The organism is Herbaspirillum sp. 1173 (genome assembly GCF_031455335.1).
Lineage (GTDB): Bacteria > Pseudomonadota > Gammaproteobacteria > Burkholderiales > Burkholderiaceae_D > Herbaspirillum > Herbaspirillum huttiense.
This window is the reverse complement of record NZ_JAVDSP010000001.1, coordinates 217252-237548: the sequence shown is the minus strand read 5'-3', so window position 1 is coordinate 237548 and position 20297 is coordinate 217252. Positions and strand designations below refer to the sequence as shown.

General features: G+C 60.0%; 20 protein-coding genes. 13 read left to right on the top strand and 7 right to left on the bottom strand.

The genetic code is table 11. The features are described 5' to 3' along the window. Positions 1–84 precede the first annotated feature (84 nt). From J2X56_RS01165 to J2X56_RS01140, 6 genes are all read left to right on the top strand, one after another. Positions 85–1041 (top strand): glycosyltransferase, encoded by a 957-nt coding sequence (locus J2X56_RS01165; protein ID WP_034330258.1) that lies wholly within the window; start codon positions 85–87, stop codon positions 1039–1041. After that, positions 1038–1955, top strand: coding sequence for a formyltransferase (locus tag J2X56_RS01160; protein WP_121039794.1), 918 nt, complete (start codon positions 1038–1040; stop codon positions 1953–1955). The genes J2X56_RS01165 and J2X56_RS01160 overlap by 4 nt, the downstream gene beginning before the upstream one ends. Before the next feature lie 29 nt (positions 1956–1984). Then, the gene (locus J2X56_RS01155; RefSeq protein WP_051057356.1) at positions 1985–3040 is read left to right on the top strand and encodes a bifunctional UDP-4-keto-pentose/UDP-xylose synthase; all 1056 of its coding nucleotides are present in this window, start codon (positions 1985–1987) and stop codon (positions 3038–3040) included. Positions 3041–3311: 271 nt separating this feature from the next. Beyond that, a complete protein-coding gene (locus tag J2X56_RS01150) occupies positions 3312–4253 on the top strand; it encodes a xylanase (protein ID WP_134222218.1) in 942 nt (313 codons plus the stop codon). A 92-nt stretch (positions 4254–4345) separates the two neighbouring features. Continuing rightward, positions 4346–4822 (top strand): peroxiredoxin, encoded by a 477-nt coding sequence (locus tag J2X56_RS01145; protein WP_083859450.1) that lies wholly within the window; start codon positions 4346–4348, stop codon positions 4820–4822. A gap of 497 nt (positions 4823–5319) precedes the next feature. Next, entirely contained in the window at positions 5320–6987 is a 1668-nt protein-coding gene (locus tag J2X56_RS01140; RefSeq protein ID WP_310157506.1) for a PhoH family protein, read from the top strand. Positions 6988–7085: 98 nt separating this feature from the next. On the opposite strand, the gene J2X56_RS01135 is transcribed toward J2X56_RS01140, so the two are convergent. The 7 genes from J2X56_RS01135 to rpsF all read right to left on the bottom strand — a co-directional run bounded on the left by J2X56_RS01135 (position 7086) and on the right by rpsF (position 12150). Beyond that, positions 7086–8093 carry an inorganic phosphate transporter gene (locus tag J2X56_RS01135; protein ID WP_039788418.1) on the bottom strand — a complete coding sequence of 336 codons (1008 nt, stop codon included), beginning with the start codon at positions 8091–8093 and terminating at the stop codon, positions 7086–7088. 71 nt (positions 8094–8164) lie between these two features. Then, complete coding sequence (locus J2X56_RS01130; protein WP_034330265.1) at positions 8165–8791, bottom strand: DUF47 domain-containing protein; 627 nt, start codon at positions 8789–8791, stop codon at positions 8165–8167. A 203-nt stretch (positions 8792–8994) separates the two neighbouring features. After that, positions 8995–10440: a replicative DNA helicase gene (locus tag J2X56_RS01125; protein ID WP_121039791.1), complete on the bottom strand. Its 1446-nt coding sequence runs from the start codon at positions 10438–10440 to the stop codon at positions 8995–8997. 204 nt (positions 10441–10644) lie between these two features. Then, a complete protein-coding gene (gene rplI, locus J2X56_RS01120; RefSeq protein ID WP_121039788.1) occupies positions 10645–11097 on the bottom strand; it encodes a 50S ribosomal protein L9 in 453 nt (150 codons plus the stop codon). Between the two features lie 26 nt (positions 11098–11123). After that, a complete protein-coding gene (gene rpsR / locus J2X56_RS01115) occupies positions 11124–11408 on the bottom strand; it encodes a 30S ribosomal protein S18 (protein WP_006462643.1) in 285 nt (94 codons plus the stop codon). A 55-nt stretch (positions 11409–11463) separates the two neighbouring features. Then, positions 11464–11763, bottom strand: coding sequence for a primosomal replication protein N (priB, locus tag J2X56_RS01110; protein WP_121039785.1), 300 nt, complete (start codon positions 11761–11763; stop codon positions 11464–11466). A gap of 21 nt (positions 11764–11784) precedes the next feature. Next, a complete protein-coding gene (rpsF, locus tag J2X56_RS01105; protein WP_006462645.1) occupies positions 11785–12150 on the bottom strand; it encodes a 30S ribosomal protein S6 in 366 nt (121 codons plus the stop codon). Positions 12151–12477: 327 nt separating this feature from the next. Between rpsF and lexA the strand changes: the two genes are divergently transcribed. From lexA to J2X56_RS01070, 7 genes are all read left to right on the top strand, one after another. Continuing rightward, positions 12478–13134: a transcriptional repressor LexA gene (lexA, locus tag J2X56_RS01100; protein WP_121039782.1), complete on the top strand. Its 657-nt coding sequence runs from the start codon at positions 12478–12480 to the stop codon at positions 13132–13134. 202 nt (positions 13135–13336) lie between these two features. After that, positions 13337–15319: a tetratricopeptide repeat protein gene (locus J2X56_RS01095; RefSeq protein WP_121039779.1), complete on the top strand. Its 1983-nt coding sequence runs from the start codon at positions 13337–13339 to the stop codon at positions 15317–15319. A 322-nt stretch (positions 15320–15641) separates the two neighbouring features. Further along, complete coding sequence (locus J2X56_RS01090; protein ID WP_121039776.1) at positions 15642–16730, top strand: flagellin; 1089 nt, start codon at positions 15642–15644, stop codon at positions 16728–16730. 78 nt (positions 16731–16808) lie between these two features. Beyond that, entirely contained in the window at positions 16809–17168 is a 360-nt protein-coding gene (locus J2X56_RS01085) for a flagellar protein FlaG (RefSeq protein WP_121039773.1), read from the top strand. A 233-nt stretch (positions 17169–17401) separates the two neighbouring features. Further along, on the top strand, positions 17402–19471 hold the full coding sequence (fliD, locus tag J2X56_RS01080; RefSeq protein ID WP_310157488.1) for a flagellar filament capping protein FliD: 2070 nt from the start codon (positions 17402–17404) through the stop codon (positions 19469–19471). Positions 19472–19499: 28 nt separating this feature from the next. Then, positions 19500–19961 (top strand): flagellar export chaperone FliS, encoded by a 462-nt coding sequence (gene fliS, locus J2X56_RS01075; protein ID WP_034332785.1) that lies wholly within the window; start codon positions 19500–19502, stop codon positions 19959–19961. Positions 19962–19966: 5 nt separating this feature from the next. Beyond that, positions 19967–20296 (top strand): flagellar protein FliT, encoded by a 330-nt coding sequence (locus J2X56_RS01070; RefSeq protein WP_034332793.1) that lies wholly within the window; start codon positions 19967–19969, stop codon positions 20294–20296. Position 20297: the final 1 nt, after the last annotated feature.

Here is a 20297-nt window from a genome sequence, read left to right as displayed (position 1 = left end):
TTGATTTATTGCAGAACACGCTTTCAGTACCGCTGGATGCAGGCCGCAGGGCCAGGCATTCCAGCCTTATTTTTTTGATATTTGATGAAACCAGAACTGTCCGTCGTCATCCCGGTTTACAACGAGGAATCCGGGCTCTCCAAATTGTTCGAGCGCCTTTACCCGGCGCTGGACGCCCTGGGCTACAGCTATGAAGTCATCTTCGTCAACGATGGCAGCCGCGACCGCTCCGCCGGCATCCTGGCCGAGCAATACCGCCTGCGCCCGGACGTGACGCGGGTGGTGCTGTTCAATGGCAACTACGGCCAGCACATGGCGATCATGGCGGGCTTCGAAGCCACCCGTGGCGAAGTGGTGGTGACGCTGGATGCCGACCTGCAGAATCCGCCGGAAGAAATCGGCAACCTGGTGGCCAAGATGCGCGAGGGCTACGACTACGTCGGCTCGATTCGCCGCAAGCGCCAGGATTCGGCCTGGCGCACCTACGCCTCCAAGGCCATGAACCGCCTGCGCGAGAAGATCACGCGCATCAAGATGACCGACCAGGGCAACATGCTGCGTGCCTATGGCCGCAACGTCATCGACCTGGTCAACCAGTGCCGCGAGGTCAATACCTTCGTGCCGGCCCTGGCCTACACCTTCTCGCGCAATCCGACCGAGATCGTGGTGGAACATGAAGAGCGCTCGGCTGGCGAATCGAAGTATTCCTTCTACAGCCTGATCCGCCTGAACTTCGATCTGGTCACCGGCTTCTCGCTGGTGCCGCTGCAATTCTTTTCGCTGCTGGGTATCGGCCTGTCGTTCGCGTCGGCGGCGCTGTTCATCCTGATCGTGCTGCGCCGCATGCTGATCGGCGCGGAAGTCGGTGGCGTCTTCACGCTGTTCGCCATCACCTTCTTCCTGATGGGCGTGATCCTGTTCTCCATCGGCCTGCTGGGCGAATACATCGGCCGCATCTACATGCAGGTGCGCTCGCGCCCGCGCTATGTGGTGCAAGCCATCCTTGAGCAATCCTCTTCGGAAGACAAGCAAGCCCTATGAACGCCGTCGTCTTTGCCTACCATGATGTGGGCGTCCGCTGCCTGAAGGTCTTGCTCGCGCGTGGCGTGCAGGTGTCGCTGGTGGTGACCCACGAGGACAGCGCTACCGAGAATATCTGGTTCGGTTCCGTAGCCAGCCTGTGCCGCGAACATGGCATTGCCTGCATCACCCCAGCTGACCCGCGCTCGCCGCAGCTGCTGGCGCAGTTGCAAGCGCTGCAGCCGGACTTCCTCTTCAGTTTCTACTACCGTCATATGCTGCCGGTGGAAGTGCTGGCCTGCGCCAGGCGCGGTGCCTACAACATGCACGGCTCGTTGCTGCCGAAGTATCGTGGCCGCGTCCCCATCAACTGGGCGGTGCTGCATGGCGAGAGCGAAACCGGCGCCACCCTGCATGAGATGACGGTCAAGCCCGACGCCGGTGCCATCGTGGCGCAGACTGCCGTACCGATTCTGCCGGACGATACCGCGCATGAAGTCTTTGGCAAGGTGGTCGTGGCGGCAGAAATGACGCTCTGGAACGTATTGCCGGCCATGCTGGCGGGCAATACGCCCAACCTGCCCAATGACCTCTCGCAAGGCAGCTACTTCAGTGGCCGCAAGCCGGAAGATGGCCGTATCGACTGGCGGCGTACCGCCGGCGAGGTCCATAATCTGGTGCGCGCGGTGGCCCCGCCCTATCCGGGTGCCTTCGAGGAAATCGCGGGTGATAAAATTACGGTCACGAGAACCCGGCTGGTTCCGCCGGCGGCCCATCCTGCGCTGCAGCGGGCCCACGGTACGCAAGACAAGTTCTTCGAAGGCGGCAAGTTGTACGCACGTTGTGGCGATGGCAACTTCCTCCAGATCCTGGGCATCCTGATCAATGATCAGGATGCTTCACTCAACAATTACCTGAAATACATGGCCTCCTGAAGTCCGGCCATTCACTAGCTCTCTACATTATGAAAAAAGTCCTCATTCTCGGCGTCAACGGCTTCATCGGCCACCACCTGTCCAAGCGCATTCTGGAAACCACGGACTGGCACGTCTATGGCATGGACATGATGACCGACCGCATCACCGACATTCTGGAAAACGAGGCCTACAAGTCGCGCATGCACTTCTTCGAGGGCGACATCACGATCAACCAGGAATGGGTGGAATACCACGTCAAGAAGTGTGACGTGATCCTGCCGCTGGTGGCCATCGCGACCCCGTCGACCTACGTGAACGCCCCGCTGCGCGTGTTCGAGCTGGACTTCGAAGCCAACCTGCCGATCGTGCGTTCGGCCGCCAAGTACAAGAAGCACCTGGTCTTCCCCTCGACCTCGGAAGTCTATGGCATGTGCCATGACGAGGAATTCGATCCGGAAGAATCCGAACTGATCTGCGGCCCGATCAACAAGCCGCGCTGGATCTACTCCTGCGCCAAGCAGCTGATGGACCGCGTGATCTGGGGCTACGGCATGGAAGCCGGCCTGAACTTCACCCTGTTCCGTCCGTTCAACTGGATCGGTGCCGGCCTGGACTCGATCCACACCCCGAAGGAAGGTTCGTCGCGCGTGGTGACCCAGTTCTTCGGCCACATCGTCCGTGGCGAGAATATCTCCCTGGTCGACGGCGGCCAGCAGAAGCGCGCCTTCACCTACATCGATGACGGCATTGACGCCCTGATGAAGATCATCGCCAACGAAGGCGGCGTGGCCTCCGGCAAGATCTACAACATCGGCAATCCGGTGAACAATTATTCCATCAAGGACCTGGCCGACATGATGCTCAAGCTGGCCGCCGAGTACCCGGAATACGCCGAGACCGCCAAGCAGGTCAAGCTGGTCGAGACCACCTCCGCCGCCTACTACGGCAAGGGTTATCAGGACGTGCAGAACCGCGTGCCCAAGATCACCAACACCTGTGACGAACTGAACTGGGCCCCCAAGACCACCATGGCCGACACCCTGCGCAACATCTTCGATGCCTACCGCAGCCAGGTGGCTCAGGCACGTGCGCTGATGGATTGATTGGCCGCTGACTGTCGATCTCATGCAAACCGCGCTTCGGCGCGGTTTTGCTTTTTCCGGCCATGTCCGTCTGGCTTGCGCCGGAACAGATCGCCGTCGTGACACCGTATTGCCCCGCATGCTGCGCTGCTGCATATTGTTCTATCCGGCGCAGGATGCTAGTCTCGCAACTTGTCGTCAGCCGCCGCAGTCCAACGCCCGGCGCACTACCACGACAGTCAGCAACACCATGGCGGACCACCGCCGATCACCCTCTTTCCGGTCCAGCGAATTGCCCAAACTCACTCTCAAGATCGACGCCGATACGTACCGCGGCACCCGCGTGGGCGTCCCCAACCTGATCAACCAGCTGCGCCGCCATCGTGCCGGTGCCACCTTTCTGTTCTCGCTCGGGCCCGACCACACCGGCTGGGCGCTGAAGCAGATCTTCCGTCCGGGCTTCTTCAGCAAGGTCTCGCGCACTTCGGTGGTGGAACACTATGGCATCAAAACGCTGATGTACGGCACCCTGCTGCCCGCCCCCGACATCGGCAAGACCTGCGCCGATTTCATGCGCTCAGCCAGGGACGCGGGTTTCGAATGCGGCATCCATACCTGGGACCACCGGGTCTGGCAGGACGACGTTCGCACTGCCGACGCTCAGTGGACCGTGGAGACCATGCACAAGTCGCATGCCCGCTATCGCGAGATTTTCGGTGAGGCACCCCGTACGCACGGCGCTGCGGGCTGGCAGATGAACGATCACGCCTTCGTCCAGCTGGACCAGTTCGGCATGGCCTACTCCTCGGACGGACGCTCGCAGCTGCGGGAAAACGGCCGCCTGGCCGATGCCGATGCCGGCCCGCATCGCCTGTCGGCCTTCGGCAAGCCGCTCTCCTGCGTGCAACTGCCCACCACCCTGCCCACGCTGGATGAAATCCTGGGTCGCGAGATCGGCGGCAAGATGATCGACGCGAGCAATGCTGCTGAATTTTTGCTTCAGTTGACCAAGGAACCGCGTGACCATGTCTTCACTCTTCACGCGGAGCTTGAAGGACAGAAACTCGGCCCCATTTTCGAACAATTGCTCACTGGCTGGCGCGCCCAAGGCTACGAACTGGTCTCCATGGGCGACTACTACCAGAGCATCAAGAATGACGTCCTGCCCATCCTGCCGATCGCCTGGGGCGAACTGCCCGGCCGGTCGGGCGAGATGATCGTGCAGGCCATGTAAGGCTGCACAGGGCTTGATCATGGCTTTATCAGGGCCGGGAACCCCGGCCCGCCAACCATCCACCAACAAGACTTCACCTACGGGGCGCCACTTTGACAGACCGACCATCCCTCCTGAACAAGACCGTGCCGGACTTCTCGGCCGCCATGACCAGTGGCAAGACCTTCAACCTGGCCGACTATCGCGGCAAGAACCTGGTTCTGTATTTTTACCCCAAGGACAACACCCCCGGCTGTACCACCGAGGGCATGCAGTTCCGTGACCTGCATCCGCAATTCCAGGCCGCCAACACCGAGATCTTCGGCATCAGCCGCGACAGCCTGAAGTCCCACGAAAACTTCAAGGGCAAGCTGGGCATGCCCTTCGAGCTGATCTCCGACCCCGATGAAACCCTGTGCACCATGTTCGACGTCATGAAGATGAAAAACATGTATGGCAAGCAGGTACGTGGCGTGGAGCGCAGCACGTTTGTGATTGACGCCGCAGGCAAAGTGGTGAAAGAATGGCGTGGAGTGAAGGTTCCTGCACACGTGGATGAGGTGCTGGCCTTCATCAAAACCCTGGCCTGAATGAAGTTCGATTCCTGAGACAGGCGGTCCGGTTGCTGCAGCGCAATAGCCCACCCGGCTGCTGCGCGCAGGGTCCGGACGGCAACGATCGATTCAGGCCGCGGCGCGGAGACCTGGCAAGTAGCTGCGACGCGTTCCAACCATGCGGTCAAACGATACAAGCCATTGAATTCAAACAGAAAAACGTTTGCTGGAAGCCGTTTCAGGTTAAGGCCCGTGGCCTGCCGAAACGGCTTTTTTACTTTTTACTTTGCCACCCCTGCCGTCCCGGCCAATCAAGCCCTCGCTCATTCCCTGTCTGCCCTCCGTACGGCAACGGCTGCTACGTTGCAGCACAGGTGCAAGGATTTCATTGGCATGCCCGGCCTTGCAGCAAGATCCCTCTCTTTGCTGTCTGATGTATTGCTTCACCTGTTCGCTCTGACAAAGCGGTGTTTTCTTCATCCACTTCCGAGGTCCTGATGCCCCTGCCCAAAATGCCGAGCAAACCAGCTTCGATGCTGTCTCCCAAGGACTATCCCAAGGCCGATCGCAACAAGCCCGTCAAACCGAACATCACTCTCGTTGAAACCTCCGCTCCCGTAGTTGCTCCCCAAGCAGTTGCAGTTGCCGTTGCCGACGTCTCCGATACCAAGGTCACCGCGCCCCGCGCGCGCATCACCGGCAAGACTGCCGCCGTGGCCGAGAAACCGAAAGCCGCTCCCAAGAGCGCAGAAGCCCGACCCAAGTCGCCCACCAGCCGCGTGGCCGACAAGCTGGGCAAGTCCAAGCTGTTCGTGCTGGATACCAACGTGCTGATGCACGATCCGACCTCGCTGTTCCGCTTCGAGGAGCATGACATCTACCTGCCCATGGTCACGCTCGAAGAGCTGGACAACCACAAGAAGGGCATGTCCGAGGTGGCCCGCAATGCGCGCCAGATCTCGCGTTCGCTGGATGCGCTGGTGTCCGACGTGGCCGAGGATTCGATCGACCTGGGCATCCCGCTGGCCAAGCTGGGCAACAAGGATGCCAAGGGCCGCCTGTACTTCCAGACCAAGCTGCAGAACGCCGCCCTGCCGGAAGGCCTGCCCGAAGGCAAGGCCGACAACCAGATCCTGGGCGTGGTACGCGCGCTGGACCAGCAGTATCCGGAACGTCCGGTGGTGCTGGTCTCCAAGGACATCAACATGCGCCTCAAGGCGCGTGCCATTGGCCTGCCCGCGGAAGATTACTTCAACGACCATGTGCTGGAAGATACCGACCTGCTGTATTCGGGCATCCAGCAGCTGCCGGATGACTTCTGGAACAAGCATGGCAAGGGCATGGAGTCCTGGCAGGAAAGCCGCCACGGCAGCAGCTACACCTACTACCGTGTCACCGGCCCCTACGTGCCCTCGCTCCTGGTCAACCAGTTCGTCTTCATCGAGCCCAAGAATGGTGAACCGGCCTTCTACGGCCAGGTCAGCCAGATCAACGGCAAGACTGCCGTGCTGCAGACCCTGCGCGACTTCGGCCACGCCAAGAACAGCGTCTGGGGCATCACTGCGCGCAACCGCGAGCAGAACTTCGCGCTGAACCTGCTGATGAACCCGGAGTGTGATTTCGTCACCCTGCTGGGCCAGGCCGGTACCGGCAAGACCCTGCTGGCACTGGCCTCGGGCCTGGCGCAAGTGCTGGAGACCAAGCTCTACAACGAAATCATCGTCACCCGCGTGACGGTGCCGGTCGGTGAAGACATCGGTTTCCTGCCGGGCACGGAAGAAGAGAAGATGGGCCCCTGGATGGGCGCCTTCGATGACAACCTCGAAGTGCTCAACAAGTCCGATGGCGATGCCGGGGAATGGGGCCGTGCCGCGACCCAGGACCTGATCCGCTCGCGCATCAAGATCAAGTCGCTCAACTTCATGCGCGGACGCACGTTCGTGAACAAGTTCTTGATCATCGACGAGGCCCAGAACCTGACGCCCAAGCAGATGAAGACCCTGGTCACCCGTGCCGGTCCCGGCACCAAGATCGTGTGTCTGGGCAACATCGCCCAGATCGACACGCCCTACCTGACCGAAGGCTCCAGCGGCCTGACCTATGTGGTCGACCGCTTCAAGGGCTGGGCGCACAGCGGGCATGTCACCCTGGCGCGTGGCGAACGCTCGCGCCTGGCCGATCACGCCAGCGACGTGTTGTAAGCACTTTTCTTCAGCACCCAAGCAAAAAGCCACGTGAAAACGTGGCTTTTTGCTTTTGGACGGCCGCCGCGCTGGCAGCGACCATGAATGACGGCTTGTTACAGCACGTGCACGCCAATCCACCAGGCGATCGCCGCCACGAAGGCCGAGGCCGGAATGGTGAAGATCCAGGCCCAAACGATGTTGCTGGCCACGCCCCAACGCACGGCCGACATCTTCTGCGCCGCGCCCACGCCGACGATGGCACCGGTGATGGTGTGGGTAGTCGAGACCGGAATGCCCAGGGCGGTGGCGATGAACAAGGTGATCGCACCGCCGGTTTCGGCGCAGAAACCGCCGACGGGCTTCAACTTGGTGATCTTCTGGCCCATGGTCTTGACGATGCGCCAGCCACCGAAGAGCGTACCGAGGCTGATGGCGCAGTAGCAGGAAATGATGACCCACATCGGCGGCGCATCCGGGGAGGAATAGCCCGAAGCGATCAGCAGCATCCAGATGATGCCGATGGTCTTCTGCGCGTCATTGCCGCCGTGGCCCAGACTGTACATGGAGGCCGACAGCAGCTGAAGACGGCGGAACCAGCCATCGATCTTGCGTGGCGTGGAGCGGAAGAAGATCCACGAGACCACGAGCATCATCAGGGAGCCAAAGACCAAGCCCAGCACGGGCGAGAGCACGATGAAGAGAATCGTCTTCAGCAGGCCCGCCGAGATCAGCGCGCCGGTGCCGGCCTTGGCCACGGCCGCGCCGACCAGGCCGCCGATCAGAGCATGCGAGGACGAGGACGGGATGCCGTAATACCAGGTCACCAGGTTCCAGAAGATGGCCCCGATCAGGGCACCGAAGATGACGTACTGGTCAACAATGGCCGGTTCGATGGTGCCCTTGCCCACCGAAGCCGCCACGTGCAGTTGATGGAACACGAACACGGCCGCCAGGTTGAAGAAGGCGGCCATGGCCACGGCGGTCTGCGGACGCAGCACGCCCGTGGAGACCACGGTGGCGATCGCGTTGGCGGCGTCGTGGAAACCATTCATGAAGTCGAACAGCAGCGCCAGGACGATCAACAACGCGAGAATATGTAAGCTGATTTGGATTGTTTGCATGGGGGAAACCGTTGTGTGAAACCAGCGGCGTCCCCGTCGGAAATCGAGGGAATCGCCGCTACGCCGCGAGATCAGGCGTTTTCGACGATGATGCCTTCGATGATGTTGGCCACGTCTTCGCAGCGATCGGTGACGGTTTCCAGGATTTCGTAGATGGCCTTGAGCTTGATCAGGGTGCGCACGTCCGGTTCATCGCGGAACAGCTTGGACATGGCCGCACGCATGACGTGGTCGGCGTCGGATTCCAGGCGGTCGATTTCCTGGCAGATCGACAGGATCTGGCGCGAGTTGTCCATGTTCGACAGCAGGCCCACGGCGGCTTGCACCTTCTCCGCACAGGACAGGCACAGCTCGGCCAGGCGTTTGGCTTCCGGCGTGATGGCCTTGATGTCGTAGAGCGAGATGGTCTGGGCCGCATCTTCGAGCAGGTCCAGGATGTCATCCATGCGGGTGATCAGCTGGTGGATGTCATCGCGGTCCAGCGGCGTGATGAAGGTCTTGTGCAGCAGTTCGATGGCATTGTGCGTGACCTTGTCGGCTTCCTTCTCGACGGCTTCAATGGCGTGCACGCGAATTTCAAGGTCGTCGAAATTGGTCATCAGCGCCACCATTTCTTTCGCGCACTTGACCGCCAGCTCTGCATGCTGATTGAAAAGGTCAAAGAATTTGCCTTCAGTCGGCATCAATCGTCCAAACATTTTTCTCTCTCATCAATGGTTAGCGCTCATGTAAAGCGCCGTTTCGAACCGGCCTGCGGCTACCCCCTTGGAAGCCGGTACCCCGCCCTGCCGGTCCTGCACGAACGGCCTTGGGGGCCGTTCGCCTTGCATGACACGGGCGGCCCGACGCCGCCCGTGATCCTTGTGCAGCGACACGCCCTGGTGGCGCGCCGCCGATGGCATCAGTCGCCGCCGTAAGGCTGCGCCAGATTGCCGATATAGTTGTCGTACTTGGTATACATCCCCAGGAAGGACAGACGAATGCTGCCGATGGGGCCATTACGCTGCTTGCCGATGATGATTTCCGCCGTGCCCTTGTCGGGCGAGTCCGGATTGTAAACTTCATCACGGTAAATGAACAAAATAACGTCAGCATCCTGTTCGATAGCGCCTGATTCGCGCAAGTCGGACATCACGGGACGCTTGTTGGGACGTTGTTCCAGCGAGCGGTTCAGCTGCGACAGCGCGATCACCGGGCAGTTGAGTTCCTTGGCCAGGCCCTTCAGGCTACGCGAGATTTCCGAGATTTCGGAGGCGCGGTTTTCAGAAGAGCTGCCACCGTTGCCCGACATCAGCTGCAGGTAGTCGATGATGATCAGGCCCAGCTTGCCGCATTGGCGCGCCAGGCGGCGCGAACGTGCGCGCAATTCGATGGGCGACAGCGCCGGCGTTTCGTCGATGTAGAACTGCGCATCGTTCATCTTCTGGATGGCGTGCGTCAGGCGCGGCCAGTCTTCGTCCAGCAGGCGGCCGGTACGCAGGCGGTGCTGGTCCAGGCGTCCGACTGAACCCAGCATACGCATGGCCAGCTGCGCGCCACCCATTTCCATGGAGAACACGGCTACCGGCAGGCCCGACTCGATGGCGACATGTTCGCCGATGTTGATCGAGAAAGCGGTTTTACCCATGGAAGGACGGCCAGCGACGATGATCAGGTCGCCCGGCTGCAGGCCGGAGGTCATCTTGTCCAGATCCATGAAACCGGTCGGAACGCCGGTGATGTCGCTGGTATTGTCGCGATTGTAAAGTTCGTCGATGCGCTCGACCACTTGCGTGAGCAGCGGCTGGATTTCCATGAAGCCCTGAGAGCCGCGCGACCCTTCTTCGGCGATGGCGAAGATCTTGGATTCGGCCTCGTCCAGCATGGACTTCACATCCTTGCCCTGCGGATTGAAGGCATTGCCGGAAATCTCGTCGGCCACGGTGATGAGCTTGCGCAGAATGCCGCGATCACGGACGATCTCGGCATAGCGGCGGATGTTGGCCGCAGAAGGCGTGTTTTGCGCCAGTGCATTCAGATAAACCAGCCCGCCCACCTCTTCGGCCTTGCCGCTGGTGGACATGGCTTCATAGACGGTAATGACGTCGGCCGGCTTGGTACTGTTGATGAGCTTGACGATGTGCTCGAAGATGATGCGGTGATCGTAGCGGTAAAAGTCTTCAGCGCTGACGAAGTCGGCGATACGGTCCCAGGCTGCGTTGTCCAGCAGCAGGCCGCCCAGCACCGATTGCTCGGCCTCGATGGAGTGGGGCGGCACGCGGAGCGCATCGATCTGGGGATCGGATGACTCTCTCTGGCCACGGAAAAATTCTGGATTGCCGCGGGACGATTCTTTCATGGCGCGCATTATAACCTGCTGATGTGAAGCCGTAGGTCCGGCCGAACGTTTTTGCACGGCCAGATGCTTCATGCGAACGAATGCAATATGAAGCCATTGACAAGCCGCGCCATGACGATGACCAGTGGCGGCGTGTCTTGGTACAACTGACAATAAAAAAGCCAGGCGAACCCGGCTTTTCTATTGCAAAACGAATTGCAGCAAACAGGCGTATTACGCTTGCTCGCCCTTGACTGCGATGGTGACATCGACCACCACGTCGGTGTGCAGAGCCACCGACACGGGGTGTTCGCCAACGGTCTTCAGCGGGCCGTTGGGCAGGCGCACTTGCGACTTCTCGACAGCAAAACCCTTCTTGCCCAGGGCTTCAGCGATGTCGAAGTTGGTCACGGAACCGAACAGACGGCCGTCAACGCCGGCCTTCTGCGACACTTCCACGGTAGCGCCAGCCAGCTTTTCGCCTTGGGCTTGGGCAGCGGCCAGCTTCTCGGCGGCAGCCTTTTCCAGGTCAGCGCGCTTGGCTTCGAATTCAGCGATGGCTGCATCGGTAGCGCGGCGGGCCTTGCGTTGGGGGATCAGGAAGTTGCGTGCGAAACCGTCCTTGACGCGCACGACATCACCCAGACCGCCGAGATTCACGATTTTTTCCAACAGAATGACTTGCATGTTTTTCTCCTATTTCTCGACGCTGATTAGGCGTTGTGCAGATCGGTGTACGGCAGCAGAGCCAGGTAACGCGCGCGCTTGATGGCGGTGTCAACTTGACGCTGGTAGTGGGCCTTGGTACCGGTCAGGCGTGCCGGCATGATCTTGCCGTTTTCCTGGACGAAGTCCTTCAGGGTGTCCACGTCCTTGTAATCGACCTGTTCAACGCCAGCGGCGGTGAAACGGCAGAATTTCTTGCGCTTGAACAGCGGGTTTTGCTGTTGGCGCTTGTTTTTCAGCTTGCTTTTATCGAACTTTTTACCGAATGCCATGGTTGGCTCCTGTATCTAAAAATTGGGTAAGGTCTGTTTGGCTACCTTGCGCCGCTCAATCCGGCGCGACCGGGCCAAAATCAACGATATGAAACACGACGCTCTTGCTGTTGCGATTCCTGCGGGCCAAAAAGCCGGTGAACCGGAAGACTTCACCCAGTGCCGCCCTGTTGAGCGCACCGGAGATTTCCCCCGCTGCCAGCGCCGCGATCTCGAATTCGACCTGACGCTTCATGCCAGCCTCCGTCTGCTCCGACTGATGCTGCAACCTGGCAGTGACAATCGGGATACCGGCCGGCGTATAACGTAGGACATCACGTTCTGCCAGGCTGGCGATGACTTGAAACTGGTTCACTCTCCGCGATGTTCGCAGCGCTTAAGCTGCCGGAGCTTCGGTACGGCTCTTGGCCGCGTCTTCCTTCTGCACTGCCTTCAGGATGGGGGAAGGACCGGTTTCGGCCTTCTTCATCTTGACGGTCAGGTGGCGCAGGACGGCGTCGTTGAACTTGAAGCCGGTTTCGATTTCAGCCAGCGTTTCGCTGTCGACTTCGATGTTCAGGCAGACGTAGTGAGCCTTGGCCAGCTTCTGGATCTGGTAAGCCAGTTGGCGACGGCCCCAATCTTCGACACGGTGGACCTTGCCGCCGCGGGTGGTGACGATGCCCTTGTAACGCTCGATCATCGCCGGCACTTGCTCGCTTTGGTCCGGGTGGACGATAAATACGATTTCATAATGACGCATGTAGACTCCTTATGGACTTATTGAAGACGCCCACCCCGGCGTCAAGACGGGTGTGGGAAGAGGAAAACCCGAGATCATACTAGGTTTCCGTCCTGACAGCAATGCCAGCGTCACGCCACTGCGGCCGCAGGGCCACAACGCGGACCCTGCACATCGCCGCCAGCGGCTCAGAACCAGATTCTTCAGTTGCGGCGCGCTCTATATAAATGAGAAAGCTTGCCTTTTCCGCCCCGGAATATGCATGTTGCCGTTGACACAAGGATTGCACCTGTATAAAAATACAGACTGTTCATCCAGACAGCCTTCCCTCCGAGAAAGGCCACCCTCATGCTCAAACTGACTGCGCGCCAGGAACAGATCCTGAACCTGATCAAGAACGCCATCGAGAACACCGGCTTCCCTCCCACGCGTGCAGAGATCGCTGCCGAGTTGGGCTTCCGTTCCGCCAACGCCGCCGAAGAGCATCTGCAGGCCCTGGCCCGCAAGGGCGCCATCGAGATTTCCCCCGGCACCTCGCGCGGCATCCGCTTGCGCGAATCAGGTACCACAGGCATCAGCACTGCACGCCAGATGGCCCTGCCCCATCCCGCCCTGATGCAGCTGAGCCTGCCGCTGATCGGGCGCGTGGCGGCGGGCTCCCCCATCCTGGCCCAGGAACACGTGGAAAAGACTTACCAGGTCGACCCGGCCATGTTCCGGGCCAAGCCCGACTACCTGCTCAAGGTGCGCGGCATGTCCATGCGCGACGCCGGCATCCTGGACGGCGACCTGCTGGCCGTGCGGCGCGCCGACCAGGCGCGCAATGGCCAGATCGTGGTGGCCCGCCTGGCTGACGAGGTCACGGTCAAGCGCTACCAGAAGAGCGGCAGCGTCATCACCCTGTTCCCCGAGAATCCGGAATTCGAGCCCATCATCGTCAAGCCGGAAGACGACCAGTTTGCACTCGAAGGACTGGCCGTGGGATTGCTGCGCAGCTGGAACTGAATTCGGAGCGGCGCGCAGGCCCGACCGCCGGAAAGACGCTGCCAGCGGCGACTGATCGCTTGTTTATGCATGAACCTCCGCTTAAAACGGAGGTTTTTTGCTTTCTATTTAGCTCTTCACCTGTGACCGGTTACGCATATCATCCTTGCTGGACAGCTATGCCCGGCGCAATGGATGCGCCCAACCAAGAGGACCCTTTTCGATGTCGACGCGCAAGAGCAGCAACAAGCACGGCAAACATATTCCGGCCCCAGCGGCCGCCAAGTCCAACCTGCAGGATCTGCTGGACGTTCGCAAATGTCTGGACCTGCTCGACAATCGCAAGACCGAGGAAGCCAAGGCGATCTGTACAGCCGTATTGGCCCGCGCCCCCAATCTGGTGTTTGCCAACCACGCACGCGGACTGATCGCCATGCAGGAAGGCCAGTTCGCGCAAGCCGAGCAATACCTGCGCAAGGCCATCGAGGCCGATCCGAACAACGCCGAATACCTCAGCAACCTGGCCGGTACGGTGCTGAGCCAGGATCGCATCGACGAGTCCATCGCCATCTACGAGCGCGCCATCGCCATCGACAAGGAAAACCGGGCGGCACGCATCGGCCTGGCCAATGCCCTGCACGAAAAGAACGATCCGGAAGCCTCGATCAAATACTTCGAGGATGCGGCCCGGCGTGAACCCAACGCACCGGGCCCGCTGTCGCACCTGGGCCGCGCCCTGATCGACGCACGGCGCTTTGACGAGGCGGTCGCCACGATTCTGAAGTCGCTCGAATACCAGATCAATTTCGCTCCCTCCCACACCGCCCTGGGCGAAGCCTTTCATGCCATGGAGATGTACAAGGAGGCCGTAGAGTCCCACAAGACCGCCATCCTGCTCGATCCCCAGGACACCTACGCCCACAACAAGATCGCCGATAGTTATCTGAAAATCAACAAGATCGAAGAAGCCCACGAACACCTGCTGCGCGTCATCGAGATCGCACCCAAGGATCCGAATGGCTACGTCAAGCTCGGTTCAAGCTACTTCAACACGGGCGACCGCTTCGACGATGCCATGCGCATGTTCAAGCAGGCCCTGGCGCTGGACCCCAAGCACGCCCTCACCTACAACAACATCGGCGCGATCCAGCACGATCATGGCGATTATGACGATGCGCTTGGCAATTTCCGCACGGCATTGGCGCTGCGGCCGAATTACCCGACCGCCAAGCACAACCTGGCACTGACCCTGTTGCTGCGCGGACAGTTCGAGGAAGGCTGGGAGTGCCACGAGAGCCGCCTCACCACCAAGGAACGCGCCCACGTCTACCGCCTGATCCACAAGCTGTTCGAGGTCATTCCGAAATGGGATGGCAAGTCCTCGCTGGCGGGCAAGCGCATCCTGCTGATGCACGAGCAAGGCTTTGGCGACAGCATCCAGTTCCTGCGCTATGCCCGCTTGCTCATGGAGCAAGGTGCCAGCGTGGCGCTGCATGTGAAGAATCCTCTGTACCGCCTGTTCCAATCCTTCACACCAGCAGTGACACTGGTGCGCGAAAGCGATCCCCTGCCACCCTGCGACTGCGCCTATGTGCTCATGAGCCTGCCCTATGCCCTGCGCACCCATAGCGTCGAGGATATCCCGCGCTATGCGGAAGGCTATCTGTCTGCCGATGCGTCGCTGGCGGCGCACTGGAAGCAGAAGATTTCCACCTTGACACGATCAGCGGACAATCTGCGCGTCGGCATCGTCTGGGGCGGCAATCCGGAGCATGGCAATGACCGCCATCGTTCGATTCCACTGGACAAATTCAAGCAATTGTTTGAAGTCCCCAAGATGGAATTCTACTCATTGCAAAAAGGCAAGCCTGCCGACGGCCTGAAGGAGTTGCCAGCCGATTGGCCCGTCTTTGACCTGGGCAATGAGTGCCAGGACTTCGCCGATACCGCTGCCGCCATCAGCAATCTTGACCTGGTTATCTGCGTGGATACTTCGGTGGCCCATCTGGCCGGAGCACTAGGCCACCCCACCTGGGTACTGCTGCCGCATGTACCCGACTGGCGGTGGCTCAACGACCGCGATGATTCCCCGTGGTATCCCGGCATGCGCCTGTTCCGCCAGCCGGCAGTCAGCGATTGGGACTCGGTCCTGAAAAAGGTTGGCGAAGAATTAACGCTGCTGCAACATAAGAAAGCCCAAGGCTGAGCTGGCTAGGAGCGCCCAGCCATTGCAGGAAACCGCCCTTCCCGGGCGGTTTTTGCTTTTCGGAACATTTTTCTTGGCCGCAACAGCAATTTTCCTAAAGTTTTTGGAATTGCCGTCGAAAAAGGATTTGCTTGGAGTTTCAAAGCACGCAGTTTTAGTTCGGAAAGCCTTGAAAAAGATTTTTTGCAAAAGCCCTAAACTTTTTCCAAGACTGCCCGATAAAGCAATCAACAGAGGTTGAAACGCCTGGGGCTCATGGGTAGAAGACCAACGTTAGGCACTGAAACTCGGATCATCGGTCTCAAATCTTAGGAGAATTAACATGGCAGCAGTCATTAATACCAATATTCCGTCGCTCAATACGCAACGGAACCTGAATTCCTCGCAGTCGTCGCTCAATACCTCGATCCAACGTCTGTCGTCCGGCCTGCGCGTCAACAGCGCCAAGGACGACGCCGCCGGCCTGGCCATCGCCGACCGCATGAACTCCCAGGTCAAGGGCCTGGCAGTTGCACAACGTAACGCCAACGACGGTATCTCGATGGCGCAAACCGCTGAAGGCGCTCTGTCGACCGTCGGCGACAACCTGCAGCGTATGCGTGAACTGGCTGTGCAAGCAGCCAACGGCACCAACAGCGCACAAGACCGCAAGACCCTGAACGACGAATACACCCAGCTGTCGCAGGAAGTGTTCCGTGTTCTGAACGGCACCAGCTTCAACGGCCAGAACCTGTTCACCGGTGTTGGTCAAGGCGCATCGGCCGGTACCGGCTCGAACGCTTCGAACGTGTCGGCTTCCCTGACCCTGTCGTTCCAGGTCGGCGCCAACGTGCAAGACAACAAGCTGAACGACCAGATCACCATCACCCTGGATGACCTGTCGAACAACTCCACCATCGCTACCGTCATCGGCACCAGCGCCAAGGGCCTGATCGGTCTGGGCGACACCTCCGGCGTGAGCACCGCGCAAGCGACCTACACCTCGGCCAAGGCTGCCCTGGACAACCTGTTCGCTACCGGTTCGTCCCTGTCCTCCTCGGCACTGGCTTCGTCGGCCGTGACCCTGCAAGCTGCCGTTGACAGCGCCAAGCTGTCGCTGGATCAGGCAGTTGCCGCCCCGTCCGCTCAGAGCGACGCTCAGAAGGCCATCCAGAACCTGGACAAGGCCATCAGCCTGATCTCCTCCAAGCGTGCAGAATTCGGTGCAGTGCAGAACCGCTTCAGCGCGGTCATCAGCAACCTGCAAGTGTCGAGCGAAAACATCACCGCGTCGCGCAGCCGTATCATGGATACCGACTACGCGCAGGAAACCGCGAACCTGACCCGTGCGCAGATCCTGCAGCAAGCTGGTACCGCGATGCTGTCGCAGGCCAACTCGGCACCGCAGCAGGTTCTCTCGCTGTTGAAATAAGCCAGATAGCTAGGTAGGATGACGTGCGGGGGATAGACCTTATTCTCCGCACGTTCCTTTAAGGAAGGGAGTAGTACCATGTCGATTGCCCCACTTAATATCACTGCTGCTGGTGACTCCGGTACTGCCTATGCAGCACCGAAGACGACCGAAAAGCCCGATCCCGTGGTATCGACGGTCGCACCGGCGGCCACTCCGGAAGCACGCCGCGCAACCGAAAGTGAAGTCAACGATGCCGTTGGCAAGTTGAACGACTTTGCAGCCGCCAATGCTGCCGCACTGAATTTCTCGAAAGACCAGGACACCGGCAAGACCATCATCAAGGTTGTCGATACGGCTACTGACACCGTGATTCGCCAGATTCCCAGCGAAGAAGCGATTGCCATCGCCAAATCGATCGACAAGATGCAAGGCCTGCTGATCAAGGAAAAGGCTTGAGTATCCCCTCGAGTCTGGTACGAACTGCAGTGGCTGAACAACCGCATGCGTCAATGCCCGTTCATTGCGCATGACGGAATCGGCTACCCCAGTTCATAACGGATTCAGATAGTTATTCCGCACAGCGTCCCTCTCTGCCCTACCCGACGCCGTACTTGAGAGCCCATCTCCTCTTGACCGCGCTGGACAACCGCACAGCGCTGTGCCTCACGCAAAGTTTCAGGAGTTGAACCGTGGCGACTTCCACCGGCACCATTTCCACATCGGCAGGCCCGCTCGATGTTTCCACACTGGTCAGTCAACTGATCTCGGCCGAAAGCCAGACACAGCTGACGCCGCTGACCACCCAGGCGAGCAGCTACAACACCCTCATTTCCGCCTATGGCAGCCTCAAGAGCGCCTTGTCGAGCTATCAGTCGGCCATCAAGTCGCTGACCTCGGCCAGCTTCAGCTCGCAGAAGAGTTCGGTAAGCAACGCCGGCACCGGCACCACGCTGACCACCGACCCGTTCACCGCCGATGTCAACAGCGACGATTCGACCAAGATCCTGGCGCAGAAACTGCAGTCGGCCGGCGTAAGCAGCGGCACGACCTACAACGCCGGCGATTCGATCGCCATCAAGATCGGCACCAATTCGCCCACCTTCATCACCCTGCAAGCCAACTCGACCCTGGCTGGCGTACGTGATGCGATCAATGCCTCCAAGGCAGGCGTCACCGCCTCCATCACCACCGATGGCAGTGGCGACCACCTGGTCCTGGAATCGCCCACCGGCGGCACTGCCAACACCATCAAGGTCACGGCCAACAACAGCCTGTCCGCATTTGCCTATGATCCGTCGAGCTCGACACCGAGCACCATGACGCAGATCCAGGCCCCGCGCGACGCCACCAAAGCCGCTTCCGGCACCTATTCGGTGGCCGTGTCGCAACTGGCGCAAACGGCCAAGCTGAGTTCGGCCAGCATCACGCCGGGCACGACCTTTGACAACGGCATTCTGGCCATCAAGACCGGCACCGGCTCCACCACCATCATCAAGCCTGCCACCAACACCCTGGCTGGCGTGCGCGATGCCATCAACAGCAGCGATGCCGGCGTGAACGCCACCATCGTCAGCGACGGCACCAACGACCACCTGGTGATTACTGCCAAGGACAGCGGCGCGGCCAATACCATCAAGATCACCGGCACCGGCAATTATTCCGTCTTCAGCGCCGATCCCAGCGGGACCGTGATCTCGCCCAACGTCAGCACCAGCCAGACTTACAGCTCCGGCACGCTGAGCCTGAAGGTAGGCGACACCACGGTGGCCATCAACCCGACCGCCAATGGCAGCGGCAACATTGACCTGAACCAGGTCATGAGTGCCATCAACAGCGCCAGCGCAGGCGTGACCGCCTCCATCAGCAACGACGGCACCAACAACCACCTGGTACTGACTCCGACCGGCAGCAGTGCGACGGCGGCAGTCTCGCTGACCGGCAGCGGCGATTATTCGGGCCTGACCATGAGCGGCATGGGCCAGTTGCTCAAGGCGCAGGACGCCAAGCTGTCCATCGATGGCGTGGCGGTGACCAGCACCAGCAACAAGGTCGAGAACGCGATCTCCGGCGTGACGCTCAATCTGGCCAAGGTCACCACCTCTTCTGACAACTTCACCCTGAACATCAGCAACGACACCTCCGGCATCACCACCGCCGCCAACAGCTTCGTGACGGCCTACAACACGCTGGCCAAGGCAGTGGCCGGGATGACTGCGCAGACGCCCTCCACCACCCTGGGCCAGGCCAACAACTCGGCTCCGCTGGCCAGCGAGTCGTCGGTGCAGACCATCATGAACCAGCTGCGCAATACCCTGTTCGCCACAGTGGACGGCGGCAATGGAATCAGCAGCCTGTCCGACATCGGCATCAGCTTCCAGAAGGATGGCACCCTGGCGCTGGACTCCACCAAGCTGGCCACGGCGGCTACCAACAATTTCGCCGGCATTGCCAATCTCTTCACTGGCACCGATCCTGATACGACCAACACTACGTCGTCCAAAAATGGTATCGTCACCAAGTTGCAGACCTTGATGACCAGTCTGTTGAGTGACAGCGGCATCATCGCCTCCAAGACGAATGGCCTGCAGGCCAGCCTGAAGATCAATCAGGATCGCCAGACCACGGTGCAGACCCGCCTGTCGAATCTGAAGGACGACTACACCAATCAGTTCAACCGCCTCAACGTCACGCTGGCCAGCATGCAGTCCACGCAAAGCTACCTGACCCAGCAATTGGCCAGCTTGGCCAAGAGCAGTTGAAGCGACACCGCGAACATAGGAGAACGTCATGTTCGGAAGCATGAAGCGCGGGGCCAATGCCTACGCCAACATCGGGGTGGAAACCGGCGTGATCGCCGCCAGCCCGCACAAGCTGATCACCATGCTCTTCGACGGTGCACTGGTGGCCATCGCCCTGGGCAAGAAGTCCATGGGCGAAGGCAATATCAAGGACAAGGGCGAATCCATCACCAAGGCCATCCTGATCATCGACAATGGCCTGCGCGCCAGCCTGAACAAGCAAGTCGGCGGCGAACTGGCGCTGAATCTGGATTCGCTGTATGAATACATGAGCCGCCGCCTGTTCGAGGCCAATGCCACGAACAATCCGGCCATCCTCGACGAAATCCACGGTTTGCTCGACGACATCCGCTCCGCCTGGGAACAGATCGGACCGAATGCAGTGCAGTCTGCTGCCCCGCCGATGGCCATGACCCAGGATGTTTCTCTTTCCAGCTTTGCAAAGGCATGACTGACATGAACGGTGACGACGTCATCGCCCTCTATGAGTCGATCTCGCAATTGACCAACGAGATGCTGTCGGCCGCCCGTGCCGGCGACTGGGATCTGCTGGCAGCATTGGAAGCCCAGTGCGGCAAGCACATCGCCAGCCTGCGCGACAGCGAGGAAAACATCACCCTGCCTGAGCCGCTGCGCCATCGCAAGGTCGACATCATCAAGAAAATCCTGGAAGACGACCGCGACATCCGCAATCTCACCGAACCGGGACTGCGCAAGCTGTCGGCGCTGATCCAGAGCAACCAGACCGAACAGAAGCTCCTCAATACCTACGGCATGGGTAGTTGAC

Coding starts and splice junctions, on each gene's coding strand:
- J2X56_RS01130 (WP_034330265.1), bottom strand. CDS start 8,791: ATGTTTGGACGATTGATGCCGACTGAAGGCAAATTCTTTGACCTTTTC.
- J2X56_RS01070 (WP_034332793.1), top strand. CDS start 19,967: ATGAACGGTGACGACGTCATCGCCCTCTATGAGTCGATCTCGCAATTG.
- rplI (WP_121039788.1), bottom strand. CDS start 11,097: ATGCAAGTCATTCTGTTGGAAAAAATCGTGAATCTCGGCGGTCTGGGT.
- J2X56_RS01165 (WP_034330258.1), top strand. CDS start 85: ATGAAACCAGAACTGTCCGTCGTCATCCCGGTTTACAACGAGGAATCC.
- lexA (WP_121039782.1), top strand. CDS start 12,478: ATGCTCAAACTGACTGCGCGCCAGGAACAGATCCTGAACCTGATCAAG.
- J2X56_RS01160 (WP_121039794.1), top strand. CDS start 1,038: ATGAACGCCGTCGTCTTTGCCTACCATGATGTGGGCGTCCGCTGCCTG.
- rpsF (WP_006462645.1), bottom strand. CDS start 12,150: ATGCGTCATTATGAAATCGTATTTATCGTCCACCCGGACCAAAGCGAG.
- fliS (WP_034332785.1), top strand. CDS start 19,500: ATGTTCGGAAGCATGAAGCGCGGGGCCAATGCCTACGCCAACATCGGG.
- J2X56_RS01125 (WP_121039791.1), bottom strand. CDS start 10,440: ATGCGCGCCATGAAAGAATCGTCCCGCGGCAATCCAGAATTTTTCCGT.
- J2X56_RS01140 (WP_310157506.1), top strand. CDS start 5,320: ATGCTGTCTCCCAAGGACTATCCCAAGGCCGATCGCAACAAGCCCGTC.
- J2X56_RS01155 (WP_051057356.1), top strand. CDS start 1,985: ATGAAAAAAGTCCTCATTCTCGGCGTCAACGGCTTCATCGGCCACCAC.
- J2X56_RS01085 (WP_121039773.1), top strand. CDS start 16,809: ATGTCGATTGCCCCACTTAATATCACTGCTGCTGGTGACTCCGGTACT.
- rpsR (WP_006462643.1), bottom strand. CDS start 11,408: ATGGCATTCGGTAAAAAGTTCGATAAAAGCAAGCTGAAAAACAAGCGC.
- J2X56_RS01090 (WP_121039776.1), top strand. CDS start 15,642: ATGGCAGCAGTCATTAATACCAATATTCCGTCGCTCAATACGCAACGG.
- J2X56_RS01135 (WP_039788418.1), bottom strand. CDS start 8,093: ATGCAAACAATCCAAATCAGCTTACATATTCTCGCGTTGTTGATCGTC.
- J2X56_RS01095 (WP_121039779.1), top strand. CDS start 13,337: ATGTCGACGCGCAAGAGCAGCAACAAGCACGGCAAACATATTCCGGCC.